The sequence below is a fragment of the Segatella baroniae DSM 16972 = JCM 13447 genome, assembly GCF_000426585.1.
Lineage (GTDB): Bacteria > Bacteroidota > Bacteroidia > Bacteroidales > Bacteroidaceae > Prevotella > Prevotella baroniae.
In genome coordinates, this window is the sequence record NZ_AUFQ01000002.1 from 106,279 (window position 1) to 131,055 (window position 24,777).

22 protein-coding genes are annotated in these 24,777 nt (G+C 56.6%); 10 read left to right on the forward strand and 12 right to left on the reverse strand.

The window, feature by feature from the left end:
* Positions 1-4 precede the first annotated feature (4 nt).
* Positions 5-1,447 (forward strand): lipopolysaccharide biosynthesis protein, encoded by a 1,443-nt coding sequence (locus K334_RS0102235; RefSeq protein WP_025880216.1) that lies wholly within the window; start codon positions 5-7, stop codon positions 1,445-1,447.
* Here K334_RS0102235 and K334_RS0102240 read toward each other — a convergent pair whose 3' ends face one another.
* A complete protein-coding gene (locus tag K334_RS0102240) occupies positions 1,448-2,422 on the reverse strand; it encodes a glycosyltransferase (protein ID WP_025880215.1) in 975 nt (324 codons plus the stop codon). It lies immediately after the preceding gene.
* Positions 2,419-3,300, reverse strand: a complete 882-nt coding sequence (locus K334_RS0102245; protein ID WP_025880214.1) for a LicD family protein — start codon at positions 3,298-3,300, stop codon at positions 2,419-2,421. Before K334_RS0102245 ends, K334_RS0102240 begins: the two co-directional genes overlap by 4 nt.
* Positions 3,301-3,420: 120 nt before the next feature.
* Here K334_RS0102245 and K334_RS0102250 point away from each other — a divergent pair, with 120 nt between their 5' ends.
* Entirely contained in the window at positions 3,421-4,326 is a 906-nt protein-coding gene (locus K334_RS0102250; RefSeq protein ID WP_025880213.1) for a beta-1,6-N-acetylglucosaminyltransferase, read from the forward strand.
* A 32-nt stretch (positions 4,327-4,358) separates the two neighbouring features.
* Here K334_RS0102250 and K334_RS0102255 read toward each other — a convergent pair whose 3' ends face one another.
* The 3 genes from K334_RS0102255 to K334_RS0102265 all read right to left on the reverse strand — a co-directional run bounded on the left by K334_RS0102255 (position 4,359) and on the right by K334_RS0102265 (position 8,674).
* Entirely contained in the window at positions 4,359-5,708 is a 1,350-nt protein-coding gene (locus K334_RS0102255; RefSeq protein WP_027444442.1) for a DUF6080 domain-containing protein, read from the reverse strand.
* 9 nt (positions 5,709-5,717) lie between these two features.
* Positions 5,718-7,133 carry a DUF6080 domain-containing protein gene (locus K334_RS0102260; RefSeq protein ID WP_027444443.1) on the reverse strand — a complete coding sequence of 472 codons (1,416 nt, stop codon included), beginning with the start codon at positions 7,131-7,133 and terminating at the stop codon, positions 5,718-5,720.
* A 95-nt stretch (positions 7,134-7,228) separates the two neighbouring features.
* The gene (locus tag K334_RS0102265) at positions 7,229-8,674 is read right to left on the reverse strand and encodes a DUF6080 domain-containing protein (protein WP_025880212.1); all 1,446 of its coding nucleotides are present in this window, start codon (positions 8,672-8,674) and stop codon (positions 7,229-7,231) included.
* A 184-nt stretch (positions 8,675-8,858) separates the two neighbouring features.
* Here K334_RS0102265 and K334_RS0102270 point away from each other — a divergent pair, with 184 nt between their 5' ends.
* Positions 8,859-9,353, forward strand: coding sequence for a low molecular weight protein-tyrosine-phosphatase (locus K334_RS0102270; protein ID WP_036889829.1), 495 nt, complete (start codon positions 8,859-8,861; stop codon positions 9,351-9,353).
* Between the two features lie 373 nt (positions 9,354-9,726).
* Here K334_RS0102270 and trpS read toward each other — a convergent pair whose 3' ends face one another.
* The 7 genes from trpS to tsaB form a co-directional block, all read right to left on the reverse strand.
* The gene (gene trpS / locus K334_RS0102275) at positions 9,727-10,812 is read right to left on the reverse strand and encodes a tryptophan--tRNA ligase (RefSeq protein WP_025880209.1); all 1,086 of its coding nucleotides are present in this window, start codon (positions 10,810-10,812) and stop codon (positions 9,727-9,729) included.
* Between the two features lie 49 nt (positions 10,813-10,861).
* Entirely contained in the window at positions 10,862-12,238 is a 1,377-nt protein-coding gene (gene rseP / locus K334_RS0102280; protein ID WP_021589859.1) for an RIP metalloprotease RseP, read from the reverse strand.
* A 91-nt stretch (positions 12,239-12,329) separates the two neighbouring features.
* Positions 12,330-13,478, reverse strand: a complete 1,149-nt coding sequence (locus K334_RS0102285) for a 1-deoxy-D-xylulose-5-phosphate reductoisomerase (protein WP_027444444.1) — start codon at positions 13,476-13,478, stop codon at positions 12,330-12,332.
* 32 nt (positions 13,479-13,510) lie between these two features.
* The gene (gene rimM / locus K334_RS0102290) at positions 13,511-14,032 is read right to left on the reverse strand and encodes a ribosome maturation factor RimM (RefSeq protein WP_025880208.1); all 522 of its coding nucleotides are present in this window, start codon (positions 14,030-14,032) and stop codon (positions 13,511-13,513) included.
* Entirely contained in the window at positions 14,025-15,335 is a 1,311-nt protein-coding gene (murA, locus tag K334_RS0102295) for a UDP-N-acetylglucosamine 1-carboxyvinyltransferase (RefSeq protein ID WP_021589940.1), read from the reverse strand. The genes rimM and murA overlap by 8 nt, the downstream gene beginning before the upstream one ends.
* Before the next feature lie 6 nt (positions 15,336-15,341).
* Complete coding sequence (locus K334_RS0102300; protein ID WP_021589918.1) at positions 15,342-15,941, reverse strand: DUF4290 domain-containing protein; 600 nt, start codon at positions 15,939-15,941, stop codon at positions 15,342-15,344.
* A 15-nt stretch (positions 15,942-15,956) separates the two neighbouring features.
* Positions 15,957-16,664 carry a tRNA (adenosine(37)-N6)-threonylcarbamoyltransferase complex dimerization subunit type 1 TsaB gene (gene tsaB, locus K334_RS0102305; protein WP_025880207.1) on the reverse strand — a complete coding sequence of 236 codons (708 nt, stop codon included), beginning with the start codon at positions 16,662-16,664 and terminating at the stop codon, positions 15,957-15,959.
* An 88-nt stretch (positions 16,665-16,752) separates the two neighbouring features.
* On the opposite strand from tsaB, the gene K334_RS0102310 reads away from it, so the two are divergent.
* From K334_RS0102310 to K334_RS0102350, 7 genes are all read left to right on the forward strand, one after another.
* Positions 16,753-17,631, forward strand: a complete 879-nt coding sequence (locus K334_RS0102310; RefSeq protein ID WP_025880204.1) for a YicC/YloC family endoribonuclease — start codon at positions 16,753-16,755, stop codon at positions 17,629-17,631.
* A gap of 136 nt (positions 17,632-17,767) precedes the next feature.
* On the forward strand, positions 17,768-18,787 hold the full coding sequence (gene gmk, locus K334_RS14340) for a guanylate kinase (protein WP_021589964.1): 1,020 nt from the start codon (positions 17,768-17,770) through the stop codon (positions 18,785-18,787).
* A gap of 9 nt (positions 18,788-18,796) precedes the next feature.
* Positions 18,797-19,381, forward strand: coding sequence for a nicotinate (nicotinamide) nucleotide adenylyltransferase (gene nadD / locus K334_RS0102330; protein WP_025880201.1), 585 nt, complete (start codon positions 18,797-18,799; stop codon positions 19,379-19,381).
* Positions 19,382-19,747: 366 nt separating this feature from the next.
* Positions 19,748-21,568 (forward strand): phosphoethanolamine transferase, encoded by a 1,821-nt coding sequence (locus K334_RS0102335; protein WP_025880198.1) that lies wholly within the window; start codon positions 19,748-19,750, stop codon positions 21,566-21,568.
* Positions 21,531-22,622: an acyltransferase family protein gene (locus K334_RS0102340; protein WP_027444446.1), complete on the forward strand. Its 1,092-nt coding sequence runs from the start codon at positions 21,531-21,533 to the stop codon at positions 22,620-22,622. The genes K334_RS0102335 and K334_RS0102340 overlap by 38 nt, the downstream gene beginning before the upstream one ends.
* 99 nt (positions 22,623-22,721) lie before the next feature.
* The gene (locus tag K334_RS0102345; RefSeq protein ID WP_025880196.1) at positions 22,722-23,765 is read left to right on the forward strand and encodes an acyltransferase family protein; all 1,044 of its coding nucleotides are present in this window, start codon (positions 22,722-22,724) and stop codon (positions 23,763-23,765) included.
* Positions 23,766-23,863: 98 nt separating this feature from the next.
* Positions 23,864-24,754, forward strand: a complete 891-nt coding sequence (locus K334_RS0102350; RefSeq protein ID WP_025880194.1) for a decaprenyl-phosphate phosphoribosyltransferase — start codon at positions 23,864-23,866, stop codon at positions 24,752-24,754.
* The last annotated feature ends 23 nt before the right edge of the window (positions 24,755-24,777 follow it).

Below are 24,777 nucleotides of genomic sequence, written 5' to 3' on the forward strand. Positions count from 1 at the left end.
GACTATGGCAACACTCAAGGAGAAGGCGGCAACGGGCATTTTCTGGGGAGCTATCAGTAATCTGCTCACCCAAATCATCAGTGCTATCATCGGATTCTACCTCGGTCGTATCCTCGTTCCTGCCGAATACGGACTCGTGGCCATGTTGGCCATCTTCTCGGCCATAGCGGGCGTGTTGCAAGAGAGTGGCTTCACGGCGGCACTGACCAACTTGAAGGAAGTGACCGACAAAGACTACAATGCCGTTTTCTGGTTTAGCACACTCGTCAGCAGCAGTCTTTACCTTGTTTTATTCTTCTGCGCGCCGCTCATCGCGGACTTCTACGGACAGCCCGAACTTGTTCCTCTCTCCCGATTGGTGTTCGCTTCGTTCGTCGTGGCAGGCATCGGCACGGCCCACGCGGCCTATATGTTCCGCAACATGATGAACAAGGGCAAGGCCATCATCAGCACCGTGGCCTCTATTACATCGGGCGTAACGGGACTGGTGCTGGCCTACAACGGGTTCTCTTATTGGAGTTTGGCTTGGCAACAATTCGTTTTCATCGTCGTGACCGACCTCGGTCGCCTCTACTACGTGCGATGGCTGCCCAGTCTGAAGATTGATTTCAGCCCCATCCGACGCATGTTCGGTTTCAGCAGTTCCATCATGATTACCGCGCTCATTACGCAGGTGAACAACAATATGCTGTCCATCATCTTCGGTAAGTTGTTTTCGACAAAGTCATTGGGCAACTTCACGCAAGCCTTCAAGTGGGATTCGATGGCCTACACCTTTGTTTCGGGCACTATCAATCAAGTCGCCCAACCCGTATTATCATCCATCAACGACCAGGAAGAGCGCCAACTTCACGTCTTCCGCAAGTTGCTGCGTTTCACGGCCTTTATCTCTTTTCCTGCCATGTTCGGTCTTTCGCTCGTTGCCCGCGAGTTTATTCTGCTCACGGTGCGCGATAATTGGGTCGACAGCATACCGCTTTTGCGCATTCTCTGCATCAGCGGTGCCTTCCTGCCGTTCTTCACTTTGTATCAGAATATGGTGATCAGCCGCGGCCGTTCCAACATTAATATGTGGGCAAACGTGTCGCTTATCCTGCTGCAACTGACGATATTCATTATCTGTAGTCGGTTCAGCATTCTCCACATGGTGGTACTCTATACCATTATCAACATTCTTTGGATAGGCGTTTGGCAAACCATCGCCCGCCGTATCATCCGGTTGAGCCACCTTGCTTTCCTTAAAGACATCCTTCCTTTCATGCTTTCGGCCGCCGTTTCGTGTGCCGTGGCCTACCTGCTGACCATCAATTTCAGCAATCTATGGCTCATCCTGATACTACGCATCGTCATTGTGGCCACGCTGTACTTCTGCATTATGAAGTTCATGCACGCACAAATACTCGAAGACAGTATTGCCTTCTTCATGAAAAAAACAAAAAATAAGTGATTAGCGGATATGCTGTCGCTGATAAAATACGGCAGTCAGCGGAAACAGAAAGGCCCTAACGAGATTCTTGGGGTCACTGCCTGCCGTGTGAAAGAGCTGACTGCGATGGCGAAGGCAGAACACTTGAAAGCGGATGAAGTTGAAAACACCCCGCCGGGTCTGGTACTTCATCATGCGTAAGGCGGCCCGATGGCTGGTTGTATCGACCTTTAAATGTTCCAAAAGGTCGAGCCAGCGCAGGTAATAGTCATTACCCGACCTTTTTATTTCCCGATAATGCTTCACGCACCATACAATCATACGGAGACCGTTGCCCACCGTGGGCACGCTGTCGGCGTTCGACGAGTAAGTGGACGCGCCATGGTAACGCCGTTGATTTACAAGTTTGGCGTCCACGTAGACCACGCTTTCGTAGACGGCAGCCACCACGGATAAGATCATATCGTAGTAGTTGTGCCGGAAAATGGCGCAATCCATAGGCAGCAAGTCAAGCAGTTGACGACGAAAGAACATCGTGTGGCCCGCGATTTCGGCACAATACATCATGCGCAGAGCCGTCGTGTTGGGTCGCCGTGGGTCTTGGTAGACGAAAGAACCATCTTCGGAGAAGGGTACCGACCGACCGCCGCACAGCAACTGATGGCCGATGGCCGCTAACTGGCGTTCCAGTTTGTCGGCTTCCCACAAGTCATCCTGATCGCAAAGAGCAATAAAATCACCTTGCGCACGTCGCATGGCCGAATAGAAATTGGCATTTACGCCCATGGATGTCGCGTTCTGAAACAACTGGATGACAGGGTATCGCGTGGCATAATCGCGCAGAATGGTCAGGGTTGCGTCGGTAGAACCGTCGTCCTGAATGATGATTTCATCGGCAGGACGTGTCTGCCGCAGCACGGAGTCGAGCTGTTCGGCCACGAATTTGGCACCATTATAGGTGCAGATGACAACGGAGATGGTGGCTTGCTTCATCATTTGCGGATGGTTTGTCGGATGGTGGCCAACGAAACCCGCTCATCCATGTTGAAATAAACCTTTTCGTGATGCGACATTCGTTGCTCTACGGGCGGCAACTGCATGTAATCGCCGAAGAAATGGCGTAAGTATTCGTCGTAACGCAGGGGCAAATCAACTTCCAATCCTTCGAACATAAACGACTTCGTTCCGGCTATCCACGCCTTTGGATAGACCTCTTTGCCATGATAAACGCCGCTATAAGTGACAACGTTTGTAGCCTTTTCAAAGGGATAAAGGCGGCAGATGGCGTCCATCCTGCGCAGCAAATAACGACGATAAGTGCCACGAGCAACAAACCCGAAGGCCTTTCTGACGAAGCGCCCCCACTCATGTGGCTGCTTCAACAGGCCCAGATAGTCCGTGAAACGATAACGGGTGGAGATTGCTTCCATGCGATTCTGTATCTTCTCGAAGCGCCGTTTCAGTCGCCAAGCCTCATCCTTGTCGTCCGCCGTGCCGTCGAGCGGAAAGATATCAATGAACATTCCGTAGACACAAGGCGTATCGACCCGCTCCATGATGGTGGTATCGCGGCGGCAAAGTTTCGAGAAGTGCATGAAATAGTTGGGCGTGTTGTAGGGAGTGCATAGCTCGTAGCGTCCCATATCTTGTCGGGCGCAAATATCCATGAGTCGATCATAGTCGGGACGCGGCATAAACACGTCGATATCGTCGTCCCAAGGGATGAATCCTTGGTGGCGAATGGCGCCGATAGCGGTACCTCCGGCACAGTAATAAGTAAGGTTGTGGGTCTTGCAAAGGGCGATAAAATGTTGGAAAATGTCGAGCAAGACGGCATTCCAACGGGGCTGAAGCGCGGGCGTGAGTATCATCATAGACGGCTGTTTTTATCCGTTTACAAAGGTAGTGCTTTTTTATTGTCGTCCGAAATAAGCCTCTTTATAATTTCAAAGCAGCCGTTTTTTTCCTATCTTTGCAGGAAAACAACGACCAATATGACCCAACTTGCCTTCTTGATTTCGGCCCATACCGACCCACAGCACCTTTGCCGTTTGGTAAAGAGCCTGCCTGCCTCGTCCGAGTTCTTCATCCACATCGACGCAAAGTCTGATATCCAACCGTTCCGCACGCTACTACAACAGCCCAACGTACACTTCGTAAAACCTCGTATCGACGTAATGTGGGGCAGTATCGGTGTGGTTGACAGCCAGATGTCGATGATTCGTGAGGCTCTTGACAGCGGAATCAAGTTCGATTATCTCATCTCCATGAGCGGACTCGACTATCCGCTGTGGAGCAACGAGCGGATATTGGAGTTCTTCGGGCAAGACCCCGGGCGCCAATACCTGCACGGCGTGTGCATGGAAAACCAGCAGGAAGCCGCCAAACTCTACCGGCAACACCGCCCCTACAACTATAGATCATGGCGATACGGCACCTTGAAGAGCAAATTCCGGTCGGCCTTGCGCGAAATTCTCTACTTGGTTGGCTTCAGAAAGCCCCTTCGCTTCGAGGCCGAAGGCAAGTGGTACAAGCTCTACAAGGGTTCGATGTGGTGGGCCATCACGCCCGATTTGGCAGAATTGGCTTACGATACGTGGAAGAAAAACACGGCGTATGTGCGCTATTTTCACGATTCGTTCGCACCGGACGAGACCTTTATCCACACGTTGGTGTTCAATTCAGACTATGCCAAGCACAGTTTGGGCGAGAAGGAGCGCTTCACCCGATTAGCAGACGTTACGCCATTGACGTTCATCGACTACACCCATGGCATCAAAGTGTTTGACGAGACCGACTATGAGTTGCTCGTCGGCTCGGGCAAAATGTTCTTCCGCAAGGCCGTGACGGGCAAGAGCGACGCGTTGCTCGACCGCATCAATCGGCTCCGCGAGGGCTGACAGCCTGTTTCCGGCACCCTTTTTACCTTTTCTTATAACAAATAACCCACGATGATTTGTCCGTTGTAAGCCCACAGATAAATCGTCAGGAAGGCTACGGCATAGCGCAACGACTGCCGCAGTCCGGGTTTTCGCGTGGCCAAAAGCAAGCTGCCCACGGCAATCGGCACGATGAAGAGCCAGCCGGCACTCATGAGATAGACTTCGGTCAGTGCGAAACCGAGGCCGAAATGCAGCACGGCGTCGCAGAGGAACCAACAGAACACAAGGCGCAACAGGCTGTCGCGGCGTCCGCACCAAAGGCCCAAGACAAAGAAAAGGACGACAACCACCTCAATCAGATAGCTGCCCACAGCGTCATAACGCACGATGACAGGCCGCTTGTGACCGGCGTCCTGCAACGCGAAATCACGATGCAGCTGAATCGACTCGCCGAAGATGTTCTCCACCAAGCTGGGCCAGCGCGGCGTCGAAAGCGTAATCCATTTGGCAATTTCACCGTCGCCGAAGTCCTTGGCGTTGACCTTGGCCTGCGTCTTGCGGGCTTCTTCGCGCACCCGCCTCACCCTCTCGGGATTCTTCTGCTCGAGCTTCTGCTCGATCTTGCGCACCTCCCGCGCCTGCGGCACTTCAAAACAATGGTGGTTCAGCCGCTGTATGCCGACCAGCAGGAGTATCGGCAGCAGACCGATCGACAGGATGGGACACCAACGAAACACGCTTCTCCCCTTGACGAAGAGGGCCGCCAGATACACCTTCACGATGTTGGACAAGGAGATTCCGCCCGTGAGGAAAGCCATCAGGCCCAGCTTCCACGACGCCACGTCGCGCTTCTCACGCATCGCCCGGCCGCCGACATAGAGCGTCAGGAGCAGCAACAGCATGGAAATGACGAAGTGGTCGGGCACGACGCAGGCCAGGAGGATGTGGCCGAAGGAGAAGAAGAAGGCTGTGAGCAGCAGGCTGTCGGCTCGGGAAAGGCCCATGAGTTCGCGCAGGATGCGAAACAGGAACAGGCCCGAATAGACCGCCGAGAAGAGCAAGACCACCGCCATGAGCAGCACGGCGCAGTTGGTTTCCGTCACGGCCATCAGCCCTTGATTGAGCCAATAGAGCGGGTAGAGCAGCGAGAAGAACAGCGGATGGCGCACCGTGTCGAAGTGGATGCGCAGTCCGGAGATGGTGATCCACGACCAGCAGTCGTAGCCCGACACTTCGAAGGTCTTCCGGAATATCGACCAGAAGCCGCCGTGGGCGCCCAAGAAGTACTGGTGGGCGTGCTGATGAATGACGAGGGCGTTCAAGCCGATGAACACCAACAGCAACACCAGGGCCAAGCCCCGCTCTTCCTTTCGGATTCTGAACAGGCGAAAGATGGACATACGGAAAATTCAAGATAAGAGACAAGTGGTGAGGAGCCAGCCGTTCCACACGAAAAAGGCCAGCGACAACAGACCCACCAGGCTGCGCCAAAGTGGGCGAAGGCGGCCGTCGCGCAGGAGAAAGGCCAGCGTGATGGGCAATATATAAATCCAATGGGCGGCCATGATGTAGACTTCGGAAATGCCGAAGCCCAGTCCCAGGTGGAGCGCCGCGTCGACAGCGACGAACGAAAGCACCAGCCAAAGGAAGCGGTCTCTGCGCCCCAAGGCGACACCGAGCAGGCAAAGCAGGCCGACAAGGCCGACGGCAACATAGGGCAAAGCGTTGGAATAGCGCACAATCTCGGGCCTGTCGCGCAACACATCGCCCAGGAGATGCGACCGATGGAAGACCATCGACTCGCCCATGAAGTTCTCGACGAAGGCCTCGCCACGGTCGGTCGACTTGTTGGTCCAGCTCAACAGGCCCGTATTTTTGAAGGGAATGCCCGTCTTCGCGTGGTTTCGGCGATATTGTTCGTGCGCTTCCTTCCGCAACTGGGCCTTTACGGCCTTGGCCAAACCGGCCGAATCGCCCGCCTGCAGCGTGTCTTTGACGCGGGCCTCAAGCTGCCGGCGGTGCTCCTGGCGGTGCTTTTGGGCGGCGGCCATGCGTGCGTCGACGCGCGGCTGCTCGAACACCTGATACTCCGCCACGGTGAAAAGTCCGAGCAGGAGGGCCGGCACTGCGACGCCGAAGGCCAGAAAACGCAAGCGGAAGAAGCGACGGCCGTTGACGAACAGGGCCGCCAGAAAGGTCTTCAGGCCATTGCTGAGCGACACGCCCGCCGTGAGAACGAAGAGCCAAACGGCCGTTACGACACGCATCGGGCGGCCTTCGCGCAACTGCCGACCACTGATCCAGAGCGTCAGCAGCAGCAACATGAGCGACATGCAGAAGTGGTCGGGCACGCTGAACGTGAGCAGAATGTAGCCCAACGACATGAAGAAGAACGTGAGCAGGTTGCTGTCCAAAGTGCCCAAACCCATCACCTGACGCAGAATCCGCAGCAGGAAGACGAGCGCGTAGCCCCCGCAAAAGAGATTGACGACGGCCATCAGCACCATGCACAGGTTGCTTCCGAAGAGCCACGACAGTCCTTGGTTGAGCAGATAGGCCGGATAGAGGAGGAAGGCGATGAGCGGATGGCGGTAGATGTCATAGGCAGGAGACCATTGGGTCAGGATTTCATAGGTCCAGGCGTCGAACCCCGAGACGTGAAAACGACTGACAAGAGCCTCATGGATGTCGGTGGTCACGCCGGCAAAGCGCAGCCAGCCGTAACGCACGGCCATGCCTTCAAGCCACAACAGATAAACGAAGAACCACAAAGCGGGCCGTCGTTCTTCCTTGCTCAACTTGAAAATGCTTGCCAATTGCTTCATCACGATTCATGGATTGTCGTGCAAAAGTACATAATAATTTTGACTTCACGCGCTTTCGCAGGCCTTACTTGCCGCCACGGGGGCTTCTCCTCGCGTCAGCCGCCCAGAAGATAGCGGCCGTAGAGCCACAGGTTCCAGCCATAGAGGAAGAGCGACAGCGAGAACACGAGCAGGCGAAGGCCACGCAACAGCCCCTTCCGCCGCCGACAGGCCCGAAACAGACTGCCGATGACGATGGGAAGGACGAAGAGCCAATGCGCGCCCATGATGTAGACCTCGTTCAGTCCGAAGCCCAACACCAGGTGGATGAACGCGTCGAAGCCGAAAAACGACAGCGCCAGCCACATGAACCTGGCGCGACGGCCTGCCCATACGCCCGCAAGGAACAGCCCGACGACGACGGCTTCTATGCAGTAGTTCAGCGGCGAACGGTAGGTGACGATGGCGGGACGGCCCCGCAGCACGTCGCCGAGCAAGTGGTCGGGATGGAGCATGAGCGTTTCGCCAAACCAGTTCTCGACGATGGCGGGCAGGCGGGGCGTCGAAATGTCGGTCCATTGCGCAAACTCGCCCTTGGCGATGGGCTCTCCTTGCCCCTGCCGGCGGTGGAGTCGGTCGGCGGCAGCTTGCCTTCGGGCTTTCTCCCGCTGCGCCAACTGCCGCAAGGCGGCCACGACGGCGACCGAATCGCGCAGCCGGGTGGTGTCGCGAAACTCTGCGAAGAGCCGCTGCCTGCGCTGTTCGGCCTTCTGCCTGCGGGCTTCCTGGCGGGCCTTGAAACGTGGTTTCTCGAAGTAGTTCCACTCCCAACGGGCCGCGCCCCACAGCAACAGCGAGGGCAGGAGCACGGCGGGCAGCAGGTAGGACGGGCGGAACAGACGCCGCCCGTTGGCGAAGAGGGCGGCCAGAAACACCTTTATGCCGTTGTTGAGCGAGACGCCGGCCGTCAGAAAGAACAACACGACGGTCTGCAAGCGGGTCAACGGCCGCCCATGCTTCATCTTCAGGCCGGCCACATAGAGCGTCAGCAGGAGCATGAACATGGAAAGGGCGAAGTGGTCGGGCACGCTCGACGACACCATCACCATGGCGAAACCGAAGCAAAGCGCCGTGAGCAGCACGCCGTCGGCACGCCCCAGGCCGACCAGCTCGCGCAAAATGCGGTAGAGGAACAGGCTGCTGTAGACACAACAGAACGCCAGCAGCGCGCCGACGACAAACTGCACGCAGTTGAGGCCGGTCAGATGGATGCACACTTGGTTGACCTGATTGGGCAGATACATGAAGAAGGCCAGCAACGGATGGCGGTATATATTATAAGGTGTGGCCCAACTGGAGACCACTTCGTAGGTGAGCGGGTCGAAACCGGAGACGTGGAACGTGCGGACGAAGAGCCGATGATAGGCGTCGCTCAGCTCGGTGAAGGCACCGGCATAGCACCGTATGACCATCGCGTTGAGCGACAGGCCATAGAACAGGGCACCCAAGGCGAGCCAACGCTCGTCGGAGCGCACCCGAAAGAGCCGCAACCATGCTTTCATCGGTGCAAAAATACACAATAAATGCGGAGCCGTCAAATGAAAACACGGCTTTTTATGACTTTCGCCATAGGCCGACGGCCGTTTTCCAGACCATTTGTCGTACCTTTGCCACGCGAGGGGGGAATGGCCACGGGCAGCCTTCACACCGCCGAGTCCCATCCCCTGCATTCATCCGACAAACAAAATGGAAAGAAATATGAACGCAACGAAAGACAAAAAGAAACTCTTGTTCATCTGCCTGGGCAACATCTGCCGTTCGCCGGCGGCCCATGCCGTGATGCAGAAGATGGTGGACGACCGACAACTGACGGCCCAATTCGAGATAGACTCGGCCGGTATCGGCGACTGGCACGTGGGACAGCTGCCCGACCGACGCATGCGCAGGCACGGAGAACACCGCGGTTACCGTGTCGACCACCTGGCACGGCAGTTCAAGGCGGCGTCGGATTTCACCCGTTTCGACCGCATCGTCGTCATGGACGAGGAGAACCACCGCATCATCACCGGGCAGGCACGCACGCAGGAAGAGGCCGACAAGGTGGTGCGCATGGCCGATTACTTCCGTCATCACGCAGCGGCCACCGTGCCCGACCCTTACTATGGCGGCGACAGCGACTTTGAACTGGGCCTCGACCTGATAGAGGACGGCTGCGAAGGGCTGCTCGAAGAACTTGCATGAAAGCGACTTCTACGGACAAAGACAAGGCTTTGGCAATGCGGAAGCATCCCGACGGTGGGCGTAGAAGCATGGCGTCTGCCTGAAACGGGCAAGGTTTTGGGACGAAATCACACGACTCCTACACAATCAATAAACACCTAACAATCAGGAAGTTATAAACGCAACACAAAAGGACTGCCTGGACAATTGCATGGCAGCCTTTCGGTATTGCGAAAGGCCTGCTTTGAGCTTGTGAAAGCAGCCCTTTCAGCCGCCAAAAGGATAGCTTTTGCATGCTGAAAGGACTGCTTTCAAACGCCAATGGCATGGCGATGAGAAAACGACAAGCCCACCTCATACGGGTCATTGATGGCAGACCCGACGGCATTCCCTCCTATTTCTTGAACATTTCGGCCTGCGACCGGATGAGTTCGGCGTCGTTGAAATAGTCGATCTGCATGGCCTTGCGCACCTCGTCCATGGTCTGCGCGCCGATTTCGCGGGCCGCGTCGGAACCCTTTTTCAGGATGTTGTAGATCTCGGGGATGTCCTGTTCAAAGGCATGACGGCGTTCACGGATGGGTTCGAGCATACGGTTGAGCACCTGGTTGAGGAACTTCTTGCACTTCATGTCGCCCAGACCGCCGCGCGTGTAGTGGTCTTTCAGCTCGTCGAGGTTGTGGTATTCGGGCCAGAAATCGGCGAAATCGGCGTCGGTGGAGAAAGCGTCGAGATAGGTGAAGACGGCGTTTCCCTCCACATGGCCTGGGTCGGAAAGGTTGAGATGCGTAGGGTCTGTGTACATGCCCTTGACCTTTTTCCACACCGTTTCGGCGTCGTCACTCAGATAAATGCAGTTGCCGAGGCTCTTGCTCATCTTCTCCTTGCCGTCGGTGCCGGGCAGACGGCGGGCCGTCAGGTTGGCGGGCAGCATGATCTCGGGCTCCACCAGCACGTCGCCATAGGTCTGGTTGAAGCGGCGAACCAGCTCGCGGGCCACCTCAAGCATGGGTTCCTGGTCTTCGCCGGCGGGCACGATGGTGGCCTTGAACAGCGTGATGTCGGCCGCCTGGCTCACGGGATAGCAGAAGAAACCCAGCGGAATGTTGGCTTCGAAGTTGCGCATCTTGATCTCGGTCTTCACCGTCGGGTTGCGCTGGACGCGACTTACGGTGATGAGATTCATGAGATAGGTGGTCAGTTCGGCCAGTTCGGGAATCCGGCTCTGGATGAACAGCGTGCACTTCTGCGGGTCGAGACCGGCCGAAAGATAGTCGAGCGCCACCTCGATGATGTTCCGCCGAATCTTCTCGGGGTTGTCGGCATTGTCGGTCAGGGCCTGCACGTCGGCCATGAAGACGAGCATGCGGTCGTAGTCGCCTTCGTTCTGGAGTTCCACGCGACGGCGCAGCGAACCCACATAGTGGCCCAGATGGAGCTTGCCCGTGGGGCGGTCGCCTGTCAATATTACTTTTCCCATTTTCTTATTTCAGTATTTTGATGTTTAAACGAATGATTTCCAAACGGCATTACATGTAGCCCAACCAGCGCAGGATGTCGTTGAGGTTGGCCACAATCATGAGCAACATGAGCAGTCCGATACCGATGTATTCGGCCACAATCATGAAACGTTCCGAAGGTTTGCGGCCCGTAATCATCTCATAGAGCAGGAAGAGCACGTGGCCGCCGTCGAGAGCGGGAATCGGAAGGATGTTCATGAAAGCCAGGATAATACTCAGGAAGGCCGTCATCTTCCAGAAGAGATACCAGTCCCACTGCGAGGGGAAGAGGCTGCCGATGGCCCCGAAGCCGCCAAGGCTCTTGGCCCCGTCGGCCGTGAACACGTACTGCATGTCGCTGACATAGCCCTTGAGCACGTTCCAGCCGTAGGAAATGCCGGCGGGGAAGCTCTGGAAGAAGCCATAGTCCACGTGGGTGGAGGGGTAAAGTTTCTCTACGGACGAGAAAGCCACGCCCAGTCGCAGCTCGGGCGACAGGATGACGGCCGTGGAAAGGGTGTCGCCGGTGGCCTGTTGCAGGTAGCTGATGGTGGCGGTGCGTATCTTCAGGCTGTCGGCGGGCGTCCTGGCCCCCGTCATGGCGTCGTCGAGACGCGACAGCTGTTCGGTGAACTCGTTGGCGGAATCGACCGTTTTTCCGTTGATGGACAGCAGTCGGTCGCCCTTCCTGACGCCCAGTTTGGCCGCCGCGCCGCTCGTGATGACCGAATCGACCGTCGCAGGCACGAACGGACGGCAGAACATGGGCGTCGCTTTCAGCATTTCGAGCAGGTTGATCTCGCCCGACAGCGCCACGCGGGTGGGCTTTCCGTCGCGGATGACATTGACAAACCGTGCCTGGGAAATGCCGCGGAAGAGGTCGGCGTTGAAGTCCTTGAACGCTCCTCGGTCTGTTCCGACGAGGACGTCGCCGTCCTTGAAGCCCATGCTTTTGGCCTCCTGGTTGAACTTCATGCCCATCTTCATGTCCTGCACGCGCACATAGTTCTCGCCCCAAGTGAACATAATCATGGAGTAGATGAACAGCGCCAGCAGGAAATTGACCAGCACGCCGCCTGTCATGATGAGCAGACGCTGCCACGCCGGCTTCGCGCGAAACTCCCATGGCTGCTCGGGCTGCTTCATCTGTTCGGTGTCCATGCTCTCGTCTATCATGCCGGCAATCTTGCAATAGCCGCCGAGGGGCAGCCAGCCAAGGCCGTAGGCCGTGTCACTGTTCTTGGGTTTGAACTCGAAAAGATGGAACCAGGGGTCGAAGAAGAGGTAGAATTTCTCTACTCTGACACCAAAGAGCTTGGAGAAGAAGAAGTGGCCTCCTTCGTGGAGGAGCACCAAGAGAGAGATTGAAAGCATGAACTGCAACAACCTGATCAGAAAAACTTCCATAAATGATAATGCTTTGTGATTGGATTCTAATGAATATTTCTTTTAAAGAGGCTTGCGCCTACCGACAGAAGGACGGCGGGCGCAGGCCGTTTCATAACAGTTCGCTTGCGATGCGGCGGGCTTCGGCGTCGGTCCTGACGTAGGTATCGTAGTCGGGAGCGGCCTCGAACGTGGCCCTTTGCATGGTCTGCTCGATGATGTGGGCCATGCCGGGGAAGCTGCAGCGACTCTGTCGGAACGCGGCGTTCACCACTTCGTTGGCCGCATTGAGGACGCAAGGCATGTTTCCGCCCTTGTCGAGCGCCTCATAGGCCAGCGCCAGGCACTTGAACTTGTCGAGGTCGGGCTCGAAGAACTCCAGCGGCTGCCGGAAAAGGTCGAGCCGCCGGCCGTCGAGATGCAAGCGTTGGGGGAAGGAAAAGGCGTATTGGATGGGCAACCGCATGTCGGGCACGCCCAACTGGGCCTTGACGCCGCCGTCGGCAAACTGCACCGCGCTGTGGACGATGCTCTGCGGATGGACCAGCACCTGTATCTTGTCGGCCGGAACGCCGAAGAGCCACCTGGCTTCCATCACCTCGAAGCCCTTGTTCATGAGCGAAGCGGAGTCTATCGTGATCTTTGCGCCCATGTCCCAGGTGGGATGTTGCAGGGCGTCGGCGACCGTTACGGCGGCCAACCGGTCGGCCGTGAACGTGCGGAAAGGACCTCCCGAACAGGTGAGCAGTAGCTTTTCAACCTCATTCATGTCCTCGCCGACGAGGCATTGGAAGATGGCGCTGTGCTCGCTGTCGACCGGAAGGATGGGCGCGTGGTGCTCCATGGCCAGCCGGGTGATGAGTTCGCCGGCCACGACGAGCGTCTCCTTGTTGGCCAGGCATATCTTCTTGCGGGCCTTGATGGCACAGATGGTCGGCGCCAGGCCCGCGTAGCCCACCATGGCGGCCAGCACCATGTCGACCGGACCGGCCTCGACGATTTGCTCCAGGGCTGCCGCGCCGGCGTAGACCTTGATGTCGGACTGGTCGGCGAGCAGTTCCTTCAGCCGCCCGTAATGCGTTTCGTTGGCTATCACCACGGCGGCGGGCTTGAACTCATGGGCCTGCGCGGCGAGCAGCTCCACCCGATTGTTGGCCGTGAGGCAATATACCTCGTACAAGTCGCTGTGCTGTCGGATGACATCGAGTGCCTGCGTGCCAATGCTTCCGGTGGAACCGAGAATGCAAATCTGCTGTTTCATACGTCAATCAAACAATGTATAAATCATTGGTTTCAAAGTTCGAGAATGCCTTCGGGCACACGGACATGAATCCGGTGACGCGTCTTGTCGACCTGCTCGACCAGTTCTTCGGAGGCCGGAACCAAGACTTCGCGGCCGTCGGCCGTCTCTACTTCAAACAAGATGTTGATGGTGGTGTCGTCCACATGCGTTATCGTGCCGACAAGGGTGTCCCGTCGGGCGTCGACCAGAGCGTAACCCACCAGTTCGGCCCACGTGGCTTCGCCCTCGTGGCGGTCGGCCTGCTCGCGTGGGAAGTAGACCTCGCAGCCCGTCAGTTCGCGAGCCTGCGCCTCGGTGTCGATATCCGCAAACTTCACCAGCACCCTTTCGTCGCTGCGAAAGCGGTATTCCTCCATGAAAAAGGGCACGAGAATGCCATCGATCTCCAAGATGAGGCTGTCTGATTCCACGCGGTCGAAGATGTCGTCGGTGCACAACATCCTCACTTCTCCTTTGACACCATGGGGCTTGCCCAGCTTTCCTATCTTATAAACGTCTTCTTTCTTAATCATTCACACGGGTGATTTTGGCGCCCAAGCGGTTGAGCCGCGCCTCGATGTCTTCATAACCACGGTCTATCTGCGCGATGTTGGCGATGCGACTCGTGCCTTCGGCGCTCATGGCGGCGATGAGCAGCGCGATACCCGCACGGATGTCGGGACTCGTCATGCGGCCCGCACGCAGCCTGATGTGGTGGTCGTGGCCCACGACTACGGCCCGATGGGGGTCGCAGAGAATGATCTGCGCGCCCATGTCGATGAGCTTGTCGACAAAGAACAAGCGGCTTTCGAACATCTTCTGATGGATGAGCACCGTGCCACGGGCCTGCGTGGCCACGACAAGGAGCACGGACAACAGGTCGGGGGTCAAGCCCGGCCAAGGCGCATCGGCCAAAGTCATGATGGTGCCGTCGATGAACGAATTGACGACGTAGTGGGGTTGCCGTGGAACGAACAGGTCGTCGCCGGCGACTTCCATGCGAATGCCCAACCGTTGGAACGCTTCGGGGATGATACCGAGGTCTTTCAATGACACGTTCTTGATGGTGACGCCGTCGCCTACCATCGCCGCCATGCCGATGAAGGAGCCTACCTCGATCATGTCGGGCAGCACTTGATGACGTGCTCCGTGCAGGCTTGCGACGCCGACGATGGTCAACAGGTTGCTGCCAATGCCGCTGATGCGGGCGCCCATGGCGTTCAGCAGGTGGCACAGCTGCTGGATGTAAGGCTCGCAGGCCGCGTTGTAGATGGTGGTCGTGCCGTCGGTCAGCACCGCGGCCATGATGATGTTGGCGGTACCGGTGACCGACGCCTCGTCGAGCAGCATGTAGCAGCCGCGCAGCGACTTGCCTTGAATGCGGTAGACGTTGCGCGCTTCGTCCCTTTCAAAGCGGGCACCCAGGTTCTTGAAGCCCAGGAAATGGGTGTCAAGGCGGCGCCGTCCAATCTTGTCGCCGCCGGGTTGCGCCACGGTGGCGGTGCCGAAACGGCCCAAGAGCGGGCCTATCATCAGCACGCTGCCCCGCAACGAGGCGCACTTGCGCACAAACTCCTCGCTGTCGAGGTAGTCCAGGTTGAGCGAATCGGCCACGAAAGCATAGTCGCCATGGGCATGGCGGGTGACCTTCACGCCTATTTCCTTGAGCAAAAGAATGAGATTGTTGACATCCAGGATGTCGGGAATGTTCTGGATTCGCACCTCTTCTGAAGTCAGAAGCGAAGCGCAAATCACCTGCAAGGCCTCGTTCTTGGCGCCTTGAGGAGTGATTTCGCCCTTCAGCCGGCGTCCTCCTTCAATGATAAATGACTCCATCAAGGATTATCTTTTCTTTTTGTTATTCTTCACGACGGGCTCTCTATCGCTTATTTTGTCGAATCTGAAGCGGTTGAGGTCGAGCTGTATCTTGCCGTCGGTAAACCGCGCCAGGTCGGAAACGACCTTTTCGTCATCCGTCGAGCCATGGCTCCAATGGACCAGGTTGCGCTTCATCTGGTTGGCCGTGAGCTTGGCGAGTTCATCCCGCTCCTCTCCGGGCTCCATGGTCTTGAGCCGTTCGAAGATGTCGAACATCATGCTGCCGTAATGGCGCACGGGGATGCGGCTCATGGGATAGGCCATCGGCTCGGGCTTGACGGCTATCTTGGCCGCATGCGACACGTCGACGGGATAGTCGATGTCGAGCTTGAAGTCGCTCATCAACGCCAGATGGTCCCACAACTTCTGCTTGCGGCCGGCGGCTTCGCCGTCCTGTGGGAACATGCGGTCCATGATGTCCACAATCGTCTCTGCGCAACGCTGGCGTTCCTCCTTTGTGGGCAGGGCCACGGCATGGTCCACCATCCTTTGGATTTCACGTCCATACTCGGGCAACACCAGCCTTTCGCGCTGGGTGTTGTAATCTAATCCTTCTATATTCATGAGTGTTTGTCTTCTTTACAAGTGGAGGGAAGCCAGCATGTCCTTTGATTTCTTAGCCACGAAGTCCTTCAAATAGAAGGGAACGAAATAGGCCACGTCCTCAAACTTCTCCTGGGCTATGCGGCGTTCGGCCAGCGGAAACATGTATTTGGCCAGCGGCTGAACGCCTTCCAGCAGGCGGGCGTTGGGATGATCGACGACCTCCATGCACTTGGCAGCACCGTTTCCCATGAAATACACGGGGCCTTTGTCCAGGTATTCCCTATACGTTTCGGCGTCCACCACGTCGGCGTGGATGGGCCGCACCTCTTTGAGCGAACGATCAAAGAGCTGCGCATAGACTTCCATTCGGCGTGCGTCGAGCATCGAACACAGCAAGGCATGCTCCTCCGCGACCTTCTCCTGCAACAGAACGGGCACCGTCATCAGCTCCAAGGTGGGGACGGCAATCAGCTTGACGTCGCGTCCATAGCAGATTCCCTTGGCCATGCTGGCGCCGATTCGCAAGCCCGTGTACGACCCGGGGCCACAGCTGACGGCCACGGCGTCCAACGGTATGGCGTGACTGTCGATGAACGACAGCGCCTCGTCTATGAACTGACCCAGCTTGACCGCATGATTGGGACCGCTATAGTCCTCTTCATTGAAAATACACGCTGCGTCATTGCTCACCGCAACGGAGCAAACATCGGTGCTGGTATCTATGTTCAATATGCACGACATAACTATTAAATCTTCTAAATAACGTGCAAATGTACGCCTTTTCTCGCATTTTTTCTTACTTTTGCAGAAATTTAACGTCAAGCTGAGTATGATACAATCAATGACTGGTTATGGGAAATCCGTCATAACCTTCAAGGAGAAGAAAATCAACGTTGAGATAAAATCCCTAAACAGCAAATCCTTAGACCTTTCAACACGCATCGCACTTCCCTACAGAGAGAAGGAAATGGAGATACGCCAACTAATAGCCAAGACGATGGAAAGGGGCAAAATAGACTTTTCCATCTGGATAGAGAAAGACGCATCGGACGACGCCACTCCCATCAACACTGCCGTCGTAGAGAAATACTATCGGCAGATCAAGGATATTTCAGCAGCTACCGGCATTCCGGAACCTACCGACTGGTTCTACACTTTGTTGCGAATGCCCGACGTTACCATCAAGAACGAAACCGAAGAACTTACCGAAGAGGAGTGGAAAGCTGCCACGACAGCCATCCAGAACGCGCTCGACCACCTGACAGCCTTTCGCAAACAGGAGGGTGAAGCGCTGCAAAGGAAGTTCACGGAGAAGATAGACAACATCGCCAACCTGCTCGCCGGCATCGAACCGTACGAGAAAAGCCGCGTGGAAAAGATACGGCAGAACATCGTCAAGGGCCTGGAGTCGATACCGGAGGTGGACTACGACAAGAACAGACTGGAGCAGGAACTCATCTATTATATAGAGAAGCTCGACATAAGTGAGGAGAAGCAGCGCCTCACCAACCACCTGAAATACTTCCGCGAGACCATGGACGAGGAAGGACATGGCGTCGGCAAGAAGCTGGGATTCATCGCCCAGGAAATGGGACGCGAGATCAACACCACCGGAAGCAAGAGCAACCAGGCTGAAATGCAGAACATCGTGGTGCGGATGAAGGACGAACTGGAACAGATCAAGGAGCAAGTGCTGAATGTGTTGTGAGGGCCTACAACCCACCCCGGCCCTCCCAAAGGGAGGGTGTGCTGTCTGATACTTCGAAATGCTTGAAGATGGCGGGACAGTAGCATTACTTTGATAGGCAGTCTTGTGTATAGCCTTTCGCAATCATCAACATTTTATGAAATATGGATATGAAACGACAGACCGGGCCACTTACCAATTATTATTGGAAAGGGCTAAGTACATGCGCAATCATCCGACAGATGCGGAACGGAAACTCTGGCAACATCTTGCTCACAACCAACTTGGAGTACACTTCAGACGGCAACATCCCGTCTTCGATTATATCCCTGACTTCGTATGCCTTGCCTCGCAACTCATCATCGAGGTAGATGGAGGCTATCATTTGGCAAGTGAACAATGTGAAAAAGACAATCAAAGAACAGCTTGGCTTGAAGCAAAAGGATTTACCGTAATTCGCTTTTCAAATGAGGAAGTACTCAATCAAACCGACAATGTGCTAAATACGATTAAATCAACATTGAAAACTTGTATGGAAAAAGATAATCAAGCGAAACACAACACAGGCAATCTTCCGCTAGATAGTACACCCTCCCTTTGGGAGGGCCGGGGTAGGTTACTCATCTTCTCCGCCCCTTCAGGCTCGGGCAAGAGCACAATCGTGCAGTGGCTCATTGCCAACCACCCCGAACTGAACCTGGCATTCTCCATCAGTTGCACGTCGAGGGCGCCGCGGGGAACCGAGCGCGACGGCGTGGAATACTTCTTCCTGACACCCGAAGCCTTCAAGGAGAAGATACGGAACGACGAGTTTCTCGAATATGAAGAGGTGTATCAAGACCGCTTCTACGGCACGCTCAAGAGCCAGGTGGACAGCCAGACGGCCCGGGGGGAGAACGTCATCTTCGACGTCGACGTGAAAGGTGGCGTCAATATCAAGCAGTTTTACGGCGAACGGGCCTTGAGTATCTTCATCCAACCGCCGTCGGTGGAGGAGCTGCGACGCCGCCTTGTGGGCCGGGCGACCGACGCGCCCGAGGTCATCGAACAGCGGCTGGCCAAGGCCGACTATGAACTGACGTTCGCCGACCGGTTCGATCATGTCGTCGTCAATGACGACCTGGCCAAGGCCGAGCAGGAAACCTACGAAATCATAGCCCGCTTTCTGGGCAAATAAGCCATTCGGATGAGCAGCATCGGAGTCTTCGGAGGTTCGTTCAACCCCATCCACGTCGGCCACATCGCCCTCGCCCGAGAGCTGCTCACGGTGGGCGGACTCGACGAGGTGTGGTTTGTGGTGTCGCCCCAGAACCCACTTAAGCGCAACGCCTTCCTGCTGGAAGACGCCAAACGGCTCGAAATGGTGATGCTGGCACTGCGCGACGAGCCGCAACTGGCAGTCAGCGACATCGAGTTCAGGCTGCCCCGACCGTCCTACATGCTCCATACGCTCCAGGCGTTGACCCTCGCCCATCCGCAACATCGCTTCTCCCTGCTCATCGGCGGCGACAACTGGGCCGCCTTCGACCGCTGGTTCGGCCATCGCGAGATACTCGCCCACTACCCCGTCGTCGTCTATCCGCGCGGCGACTCGCCCATCACAGCCGCCGACCTGCCCACCAACGTCACCCTTGCCGACACCCCGCTCATGGACATCAGCAGCACGCGGATTCGCCAAGCCGTCAGCGAAGGCCGCTCCATCCACGGCCTGGTGCCCGCCGTCATCGAGGCCTTGGTGGTCAAAAACTATCGGTCGGCCACCTCATTGTAAGCTCTTCAAACGGCAGTTCCCCACCCCTGTTTTCCATCGCTTGACGACACCTTTGTCAAAGCTGCCCTTTTGCCTTGCGAAAGAGCCGCTTTTGCTTTGTCAAAGGGCAGCAATTGCAAGCCAAAAGCAGCCCTTTTGCAAGACAACCGCCCATCGTTTCTCATTCCACACTTCACATTTCACATTGTTTCCAGCCCTTTGGGAAAACGAAAAGCACTCCGTCTGAAAAGCATGGCCGTAGAATCGGCGCGCAGCAGCCCGGCGACGTCCATGCCACCGCTTATCCACAGGCGCACGAATAGTTTTCAGCCCATCGCAAGGAATTATCGGGAAAAAAGCATATCTTTGCAAAAAATCACGATTCTGATGAGCTATCTGAAGACTATCGGCAACATACCGGGCTGGCTTTTCCATCCCATTCGGGTGAACGCGCTGTTCTTTCTCACCATGTATCTGCTGGGATGTCTCTGCGCATGGGCCACGCTGCCCGACAACGGCCATGCCCGTCTGTACGAAAACCTGTATCAGGAGCTTTTCCTCGACCTCTATCTCGTCTGCCTCGTGCTGGCGGCCGTCCCGCGGAAGCTGCGCCGATGGGTGCGGCTGGCGGCCTACATTATTCTATATATGGTGGCCCTGGCCGATGTCTATTGCTTCTCGAAGTTCGGTTCCACGCTCAATCCGTCCATCCTCATGCTCATTGGCGAGACCGACAGCCGCGAAGCGGGCGACTTTCTGTCGTCATTGCTCTCATTCGACGTCATCTTCAGCAAGGTGGGATGGATTCTGCTGCTCATCGTCATCAACCTTTTCCTTTATTATCTGCCCCGTTTCAAGCGGCTGACGCTGCCCCGCATACGGCTCCACGGGGCCTTCCGGCAAGCTCCGGGCACGCTCTGCGGTCTGTTGTTGCTGTGGGGCGGCGTGAGCAGTTGGCCCAACAAGACTGCCACCGTCAAGCTGATGAGCGGCAAGACGATAGGGCAGGTGGAGCACACGCTCACCGAGAAGGACCACGCCGTGCTCTACACGCCCGTCAGCCGATTGGTCTTCAGCCTCTACGCCAACTCACTGGCCGCCCGACAGGTCGTCCAGCTCATCAAGGCGGCCGACAAGGTGACGGTGGACTGCTGCTCGTTCCGCTCGCCCAACATCGTGCTGATCATCGGAGAGAGCTACGGCAAGCACCATTCGCAGCAATACGGCTACTTCATGAACACCACCCCACGCCAGGTGGAGCTGGAGAAGAGCGGCCGACTGGTCAAGTTCGGCGACGTCGTCTCGTGCTGGAATCTCACGAGTTTCGTATTCAAGAACGTGCTCTCCACCCACGTCGTGGGCCAGAAAGGGGAATGGTGCGACTATCCTCTCTTCCCCGAACTGTTCAGAAAGGCGGGCTATCAGGTGACATTCCTCACCAACCAGTTCCTCGCCAAAGCCAATCAGGCGGTCTACGACTTCAGCGGCGGCTTCTTTCTCAACAACCCGACGCTGAGCAAAAAGCAATTCGACCTGCGCAACGAAGCGCTCTACACCTTCGACGACGGGCTGCTCCAATGCTACGACCGCTTCCAAAAGGAAGGCCGGATCAAGGCCCACAGCCTCACGATCTTCCATCTGTTGGGCCAGCATGTCAACTACAAGCAGCGCTATCCGCGCGACCGCACCCGCTTCTGGGCGGCCAGCTACGAGGACAAACGGCCCGAACTGACCGACAGGCAGCGCAAGGTGTTGAGCCAATACGACAACGCCTGCCTCTACAACGACTCCATCGTAGACCAGATTGTCAGGCGTTTTGAGCAGAAAGAGGCCATCGTCATCTACATGCCCGACCACGGAGAGGAGTGCTACGAGGGCACGCGGGGCTTCATCTGCCGCAACCACAGCGCGGCCATCGACTACGACCTGGCCCGCTACGAGTTTGAGATTCCGTTCTGGATCTACTGCTCCCCGCGCTACATCCACGCCCATCCCGACGTCTACCAACGGATTCTACAGGCCCGAAACCGGCCTTTCATGACCGACGCCCTGCCCCACCTGCTGCTCTATCTGGCCGGCATCCACTCCCGAGACTACCACGACCGCTACAACGTCATCAGCGACCAATACGACGAAAGACGCCCCCGCATCCTGAAGGGCACCACCGATTATGACAAACTCAGACTGCAATCAACCGCTGCTCAGTAGAACAGAGTGCAACATTCTCCGTGGAATGGCCATCCTGGGCATATTCCTTCACAACTATTGCCACTGGCTCAACCCCATTGTCAAGGAGAACGAGTATCAATATTTCCAGCATAATGCAGACTGGCTGCTGCATGTTCTCGCGGCGCCCGACCAGAACCTGCCCCTCCATCTGCTGTCGTTCTTCGGCCACTACGGCGTCCCCGTCTTCCTCTTCCTCAGCGCCTACGGCCTGGAAATGAAGTATGGCGTCCACCAACAGCCGACAGCCAGCAGCCGACAGCCATCAGCCATCGCCTTCATCGGCCGGCACTATCTGAAGCTTTTCAAGATGATGATCGTCGGTTTCGTCGCTTTTACGATGACAGACTACGTCACCCGCGGCCCACACCACTACGCCCTCCTCGACATCGTGGCCATGTTGGGCATGTTCAACAACCTGCTGCCCAGTCCCGACAAGGTCATCTGGCCCGGCCCGTACTGGTTTTTCGGGCTCATGCTGCAACTCTATGCCGTCTACCGGCTGCTGCTCCACCGCCGTTCGTGGAAAGTGACGGCCCTGCTGATGGCCGTTTGCCTCGTCATCCAGCTGTTCCTCGATCCCGAAGGCGAAGCACTCAACCGCTATCGCTACAATTTCATGGGCGGCATGCTGCCTTTCGGCCTCGGCCTGCTGTATGCCCGCTTCGGCCGCAGGCTGTCCACCCGGGCCTATCTCAACCTTTTCGTGGCGTCGACGGTCCTCACCGTCGCGTGCAGCCTCAACTTTTATGCCTGGACTTTCGTGCCCGTGTTCATCTGCGGCGGCAGCATCGGCCTTGCCAAAGTCGTCACCCGGGTGAGCCGAAAGCCCTTGGGCAGCCATGTGGGCGGCCTCCTCAACTGGCTGGGTGTCATCAGTCCGGCCCTCTTCGTGTGCCACCCCATCACCCGAAAGATATTCATTCCCATCAGCCGGGGCGGCGATGTCTATGCGGGGCTGGCCCTCTACGTCACGGCCAGCCTGCTCCTGGCTGCGATATGGCCGGCGATTATGAAAAGTAAAGCCCCAAAATAACTGATGATTTCCCATTGATCAAAAGACAACACTCCCCATTTCACTCTCCACCCGAAGCCCCATTTCACATTCCACACTTCACATTTCACATTCACAGATATGCGCATCAAGGACATCGAACTCTCCAACATCTCCCGCTATCGTGGCGAACTGATGGGGGCGGCCATGCTCTTCATCATCCTTTTCCATGTGGGACTGCCCCGGAACGACCTCTTTTTCGGCTTGCGGCGCATGGGCAACATCGGTGTCGACATCTTCCTGTTCCTCAGTGGTATAGGCCTGTGGTTCAGCTGGGTCAAGAGTCATGCGCCGAAAGCAGGGCAGGAAGACGCCCCACAGCCCTTTTCGCGCCGCTACCGGGCCTTCCTCAAGCGGCGGTTTCTGCGCATCTATCCCGCCTGGCTCTTCGTCGCCGCGCTCTATTACATCCCCCGTTTTCGTCCCACCACGGCCCTATCATGGCTCGACCTGGTGGGCGACATCACCATCAACTGGGACTTCTGGCTCCACGACGAACTCACTTTCTGGTACATTCCCGCCATCATGATGCTCTATCTGTGGGCACCGCTCTACATGGAACTCATCCGCCGCCACCCCATCTACCGCTGGCTGCCCGTCGTCATGGTCATGTGGTGCATCCTCGTGCAGTGGGTGACGCCCATCCACGACCTTGTGGGCCACATCGAGATATTCTGGAGCCGCATACCCATCTTCTTCATCGGTATCAACATGGGCGAGATGACCCGCCGGAAGACGACCATCGACGGCACAGGGATATGGATGATACTCCTCATGTTTGCCATGTCACTGGCCGCCAGCGTCTTTCTTGAGCAGACAAAGCACGGCCAGTTCCCGCTGTTCATTGAGCGAATGCTATATATACCACTGACAATTACGGCTATTCTCATGTTGAATCGCGTGTTTCGGCGCACCCCCGACTGGTTCAACGCCACCTTCCGCTTCTTCGGCAGCCTAAGTCTGGAGGCCTATCTCATCCACAGTCATTTCGTACTCGACTATCTGCCGCCCCAATGGAGCTACTGGCCCACCTTCCTGGTGTGCGTCGTCTGCACCATACCACTGGCCTGGCTGCTCCACCGACTGGCCGCGTTCACAACCAAACGGCTAACCGACCACGCATGAAACACAATCGAATTTGCTCGAAAAATACATAAAAACAAATGAAACACAACAACGACAACCCGCTGTCCAACAAGCCCTTCAGCCCTTCCGAACAGCACATGAGCACCTGGCAGGGGGCCTTGGCCTTGATACGTCCGCACCAATGGATCAAGAACTTCTTCATCTTCATCCCCATGTTCTTCGGCGGCGGGCTGCTCAACGCGGCCGACATCTACGCCTGCGTGGTCACTTTTCTGGCTTTCAGCTTTGCCGCGTCGTCCATCTACTGCTTCAACGACATCTATGACGTCGACGCCGACAGGCGCCATCCGGCCAAATGCCACCGCCCGATAGCCGCGGGCGTCATCTCCATCAAGGCCGCCTATCTGCTAATGGCAGCCATGTTTACGGCTTCAATGGGCGTTCTCACCTTGTTGCAGCACGACTCTTGGGTGGTGGGAGGCGTCATCTTCTTCTATTGGTGCATGAATCTGAGCTACTGCATCAAGCTCAAACGCTACGCCATTCTCGACGTCTGCATCGTCAGTTTCGGCTTCGTGCTGCGCATCATAGCGGGCGGCGAGGCCACCGACATCGTGCTGAGCCGCTGGATTGTGCTCATGACATTCCTGCTGACGCTGTTCTTGAGCTTTGCCAAAAGGCGTGACGACGTGCTCAGAATGAATGAGACGGGCGAGGCGCCGCGGCAGAATACGAGCCGCTACAGCCTGACTTTCATCAACGAAGCCATCACGATTACGGCCAGCGTGACGCTCGTTTGCTACATCATGTACACGGTAAGCCCCGAGGTTGTGGCCAATTTCCACTCCGATTACTTGTACCTCACCAGCGTATTCGTGCTGCTCGGACTGCTCCGCTACATACAGTTGGCGGTGGTGGACAAGAAGAGCGGTGACCCCACCAAGGTGATTCTGCACGACCGTTTCACACAGTTGATCGTGCTGGGATGGCTCGTATCGTTCCTACTGATCATCTATCTCATCAAATGATGCGCCCCATGCCCGACTCCTCT

Bases quoted from the DNA above. Each gene is read 5' to 3' on its own strand.
- rseP (WP_021589859.1), bottom strand. From the start codon at position 12,238: ATGGAAGTTTTTCTGATCAGGTTGTTGCAGTTCATGCTTTCAATCTCT.
- K334_RS0102250 (WP_025880213.1), top strand. From the start codon at position 3,421: ATGACCCAACTTGCCTTCTTGATTTCGGCCCATACCGACCCACAGCAC.
- K334_RS0102270 (WP_036889829.1), top strand. From the start codon at position 8,859: ATGGAAAGAAATATGAACGCAACGAAAGACAAAAAGAAACTCTTGTTC.
- K334_RS0102240 (WP_025880215.1), bottom strand. From the start codon at position 2,422: ATGATGAAGCAAGCCACCATCTCCGTTGTCATCTGCACCTATAATGGT.
- K334_RS0102300 (WP_021589918.1), bottom strand. From the start codon at position 15,941: ATGAATATAGAAGGATTAGATTACAACACCCAGCGCGAAAGGCTGGTG.
- K334_RS0102310 (WP_025880204.1), top strand. From the start codon at position 16,753: ATGATACAATCAATGACTGGTTATGGGAAATCCGTCATAACCTTCAAG.
- K334_RS0102340 (WP_027444446.1), top strand. From the start codon at position 21,531: ATGACAAACTCAGACTGCAATCAACCGCTGCTCAGTAGAACAGAGTGC.
- nadD (WP_025880201.1), top strand. From the start codon at position 18,797: ATGAGCAGCATCGGAGTCTTCGGAGGTTCGTTCAACCCCATCCACGTC.
- murA (WP_021589940.1), bottom strand. From the start codon at position 15,335: ATGGAGTCATTTATCATTGAAGGAGGACGCCGGCTGAAGGGCGAAATC.
- tsaB (WP_025880207.1), bottom strand. From the start codon at position 16,664: ATGTCGTGCATATTGAACATAGATACCAGCACCGATGTTTGCTCCGTT.
- K334_RS0102265 (WP_025880212.1), bottom strand. From the start codon at position 8,674: ATGAAAGCATGGTTGCGGCTCTTTCGGGTGCGCTCCGACGAGCGTTGG.
- K334_RS0102245 (WP_025880214.1), bottom strand. From the start codon at position 3,300: ATGATGATACTCACGCCCGCGCTTCAGCCCCGTTGGAATGCCGTCTTG.
- K334_RS0102285 (WP_027444444.1), bottom strand. From the start codon at position 13,478: ATGAAACAGCAGATTTGCATTCTCGGTTCCACCGGAAGCATTGGCACG.
- K334_RS0102350 (WP_025880194.1), top strand. From the start codon at position 23,864: ATGAGCACCTGGCAGGGGGCCTTGGCCTTGATACGTCCGCACCAATGG.
- K334_RS0102255 (WP_027444442.1), bottom strand. From the start codon at position 5,708: ATGTCCATCTTTCGCCTGTTCAGAATCCGAAAGGAAGAGCGGGGCTTG.
- K334_RS0102335 (WP_025880198.1), top strand. From the start codon at position 19,748: ATGAGCTATCTGAAGACTATCGGCAACATACCGGGCTGGCTTTTCCAT.
- trpS (WP_025880209.1), bottom strand. From the start codon at position 10,812: ATGGGAAAAGTAATATTGACAGGCGACCGCCCCACGGGCAAGCTCCAT.
- K334_RS0102345 (WP_025880196.1), top strand. From the start codon at position 22,722: ATGCGCATCAAGGACATCGAACTCTCCAACATCTCCCGCTATCGTGGC.
- K334_RS0102260 (WP_027444443.1), bottom strand. From the start codon at position 7,133: ATGAAGCAATTGGCAAGCATTTTCAAGTTGAGCAAGGAAGAACGACGG.
- K334_RS0102235 (WP_025880216.1), top strand. From the start codon at position 5: ATGGCAACACTCAAGGAGAAGGCGGCAACGGGCATTTTCTGGGGAGCT.
- gmk (WP_021589964.1), top strand. From the start codon at position 17,768: ATGAAATATGGATATGAAACGACAGACCGGGCCACTTACCAATTATTA.
- rimM (WP_025880208.1), bottom strand. From the start codon at position 14,032: ATGATTAAGAAAGAAGACGTTTATAAGATAGGAAAGCTGGGCAAGCCC.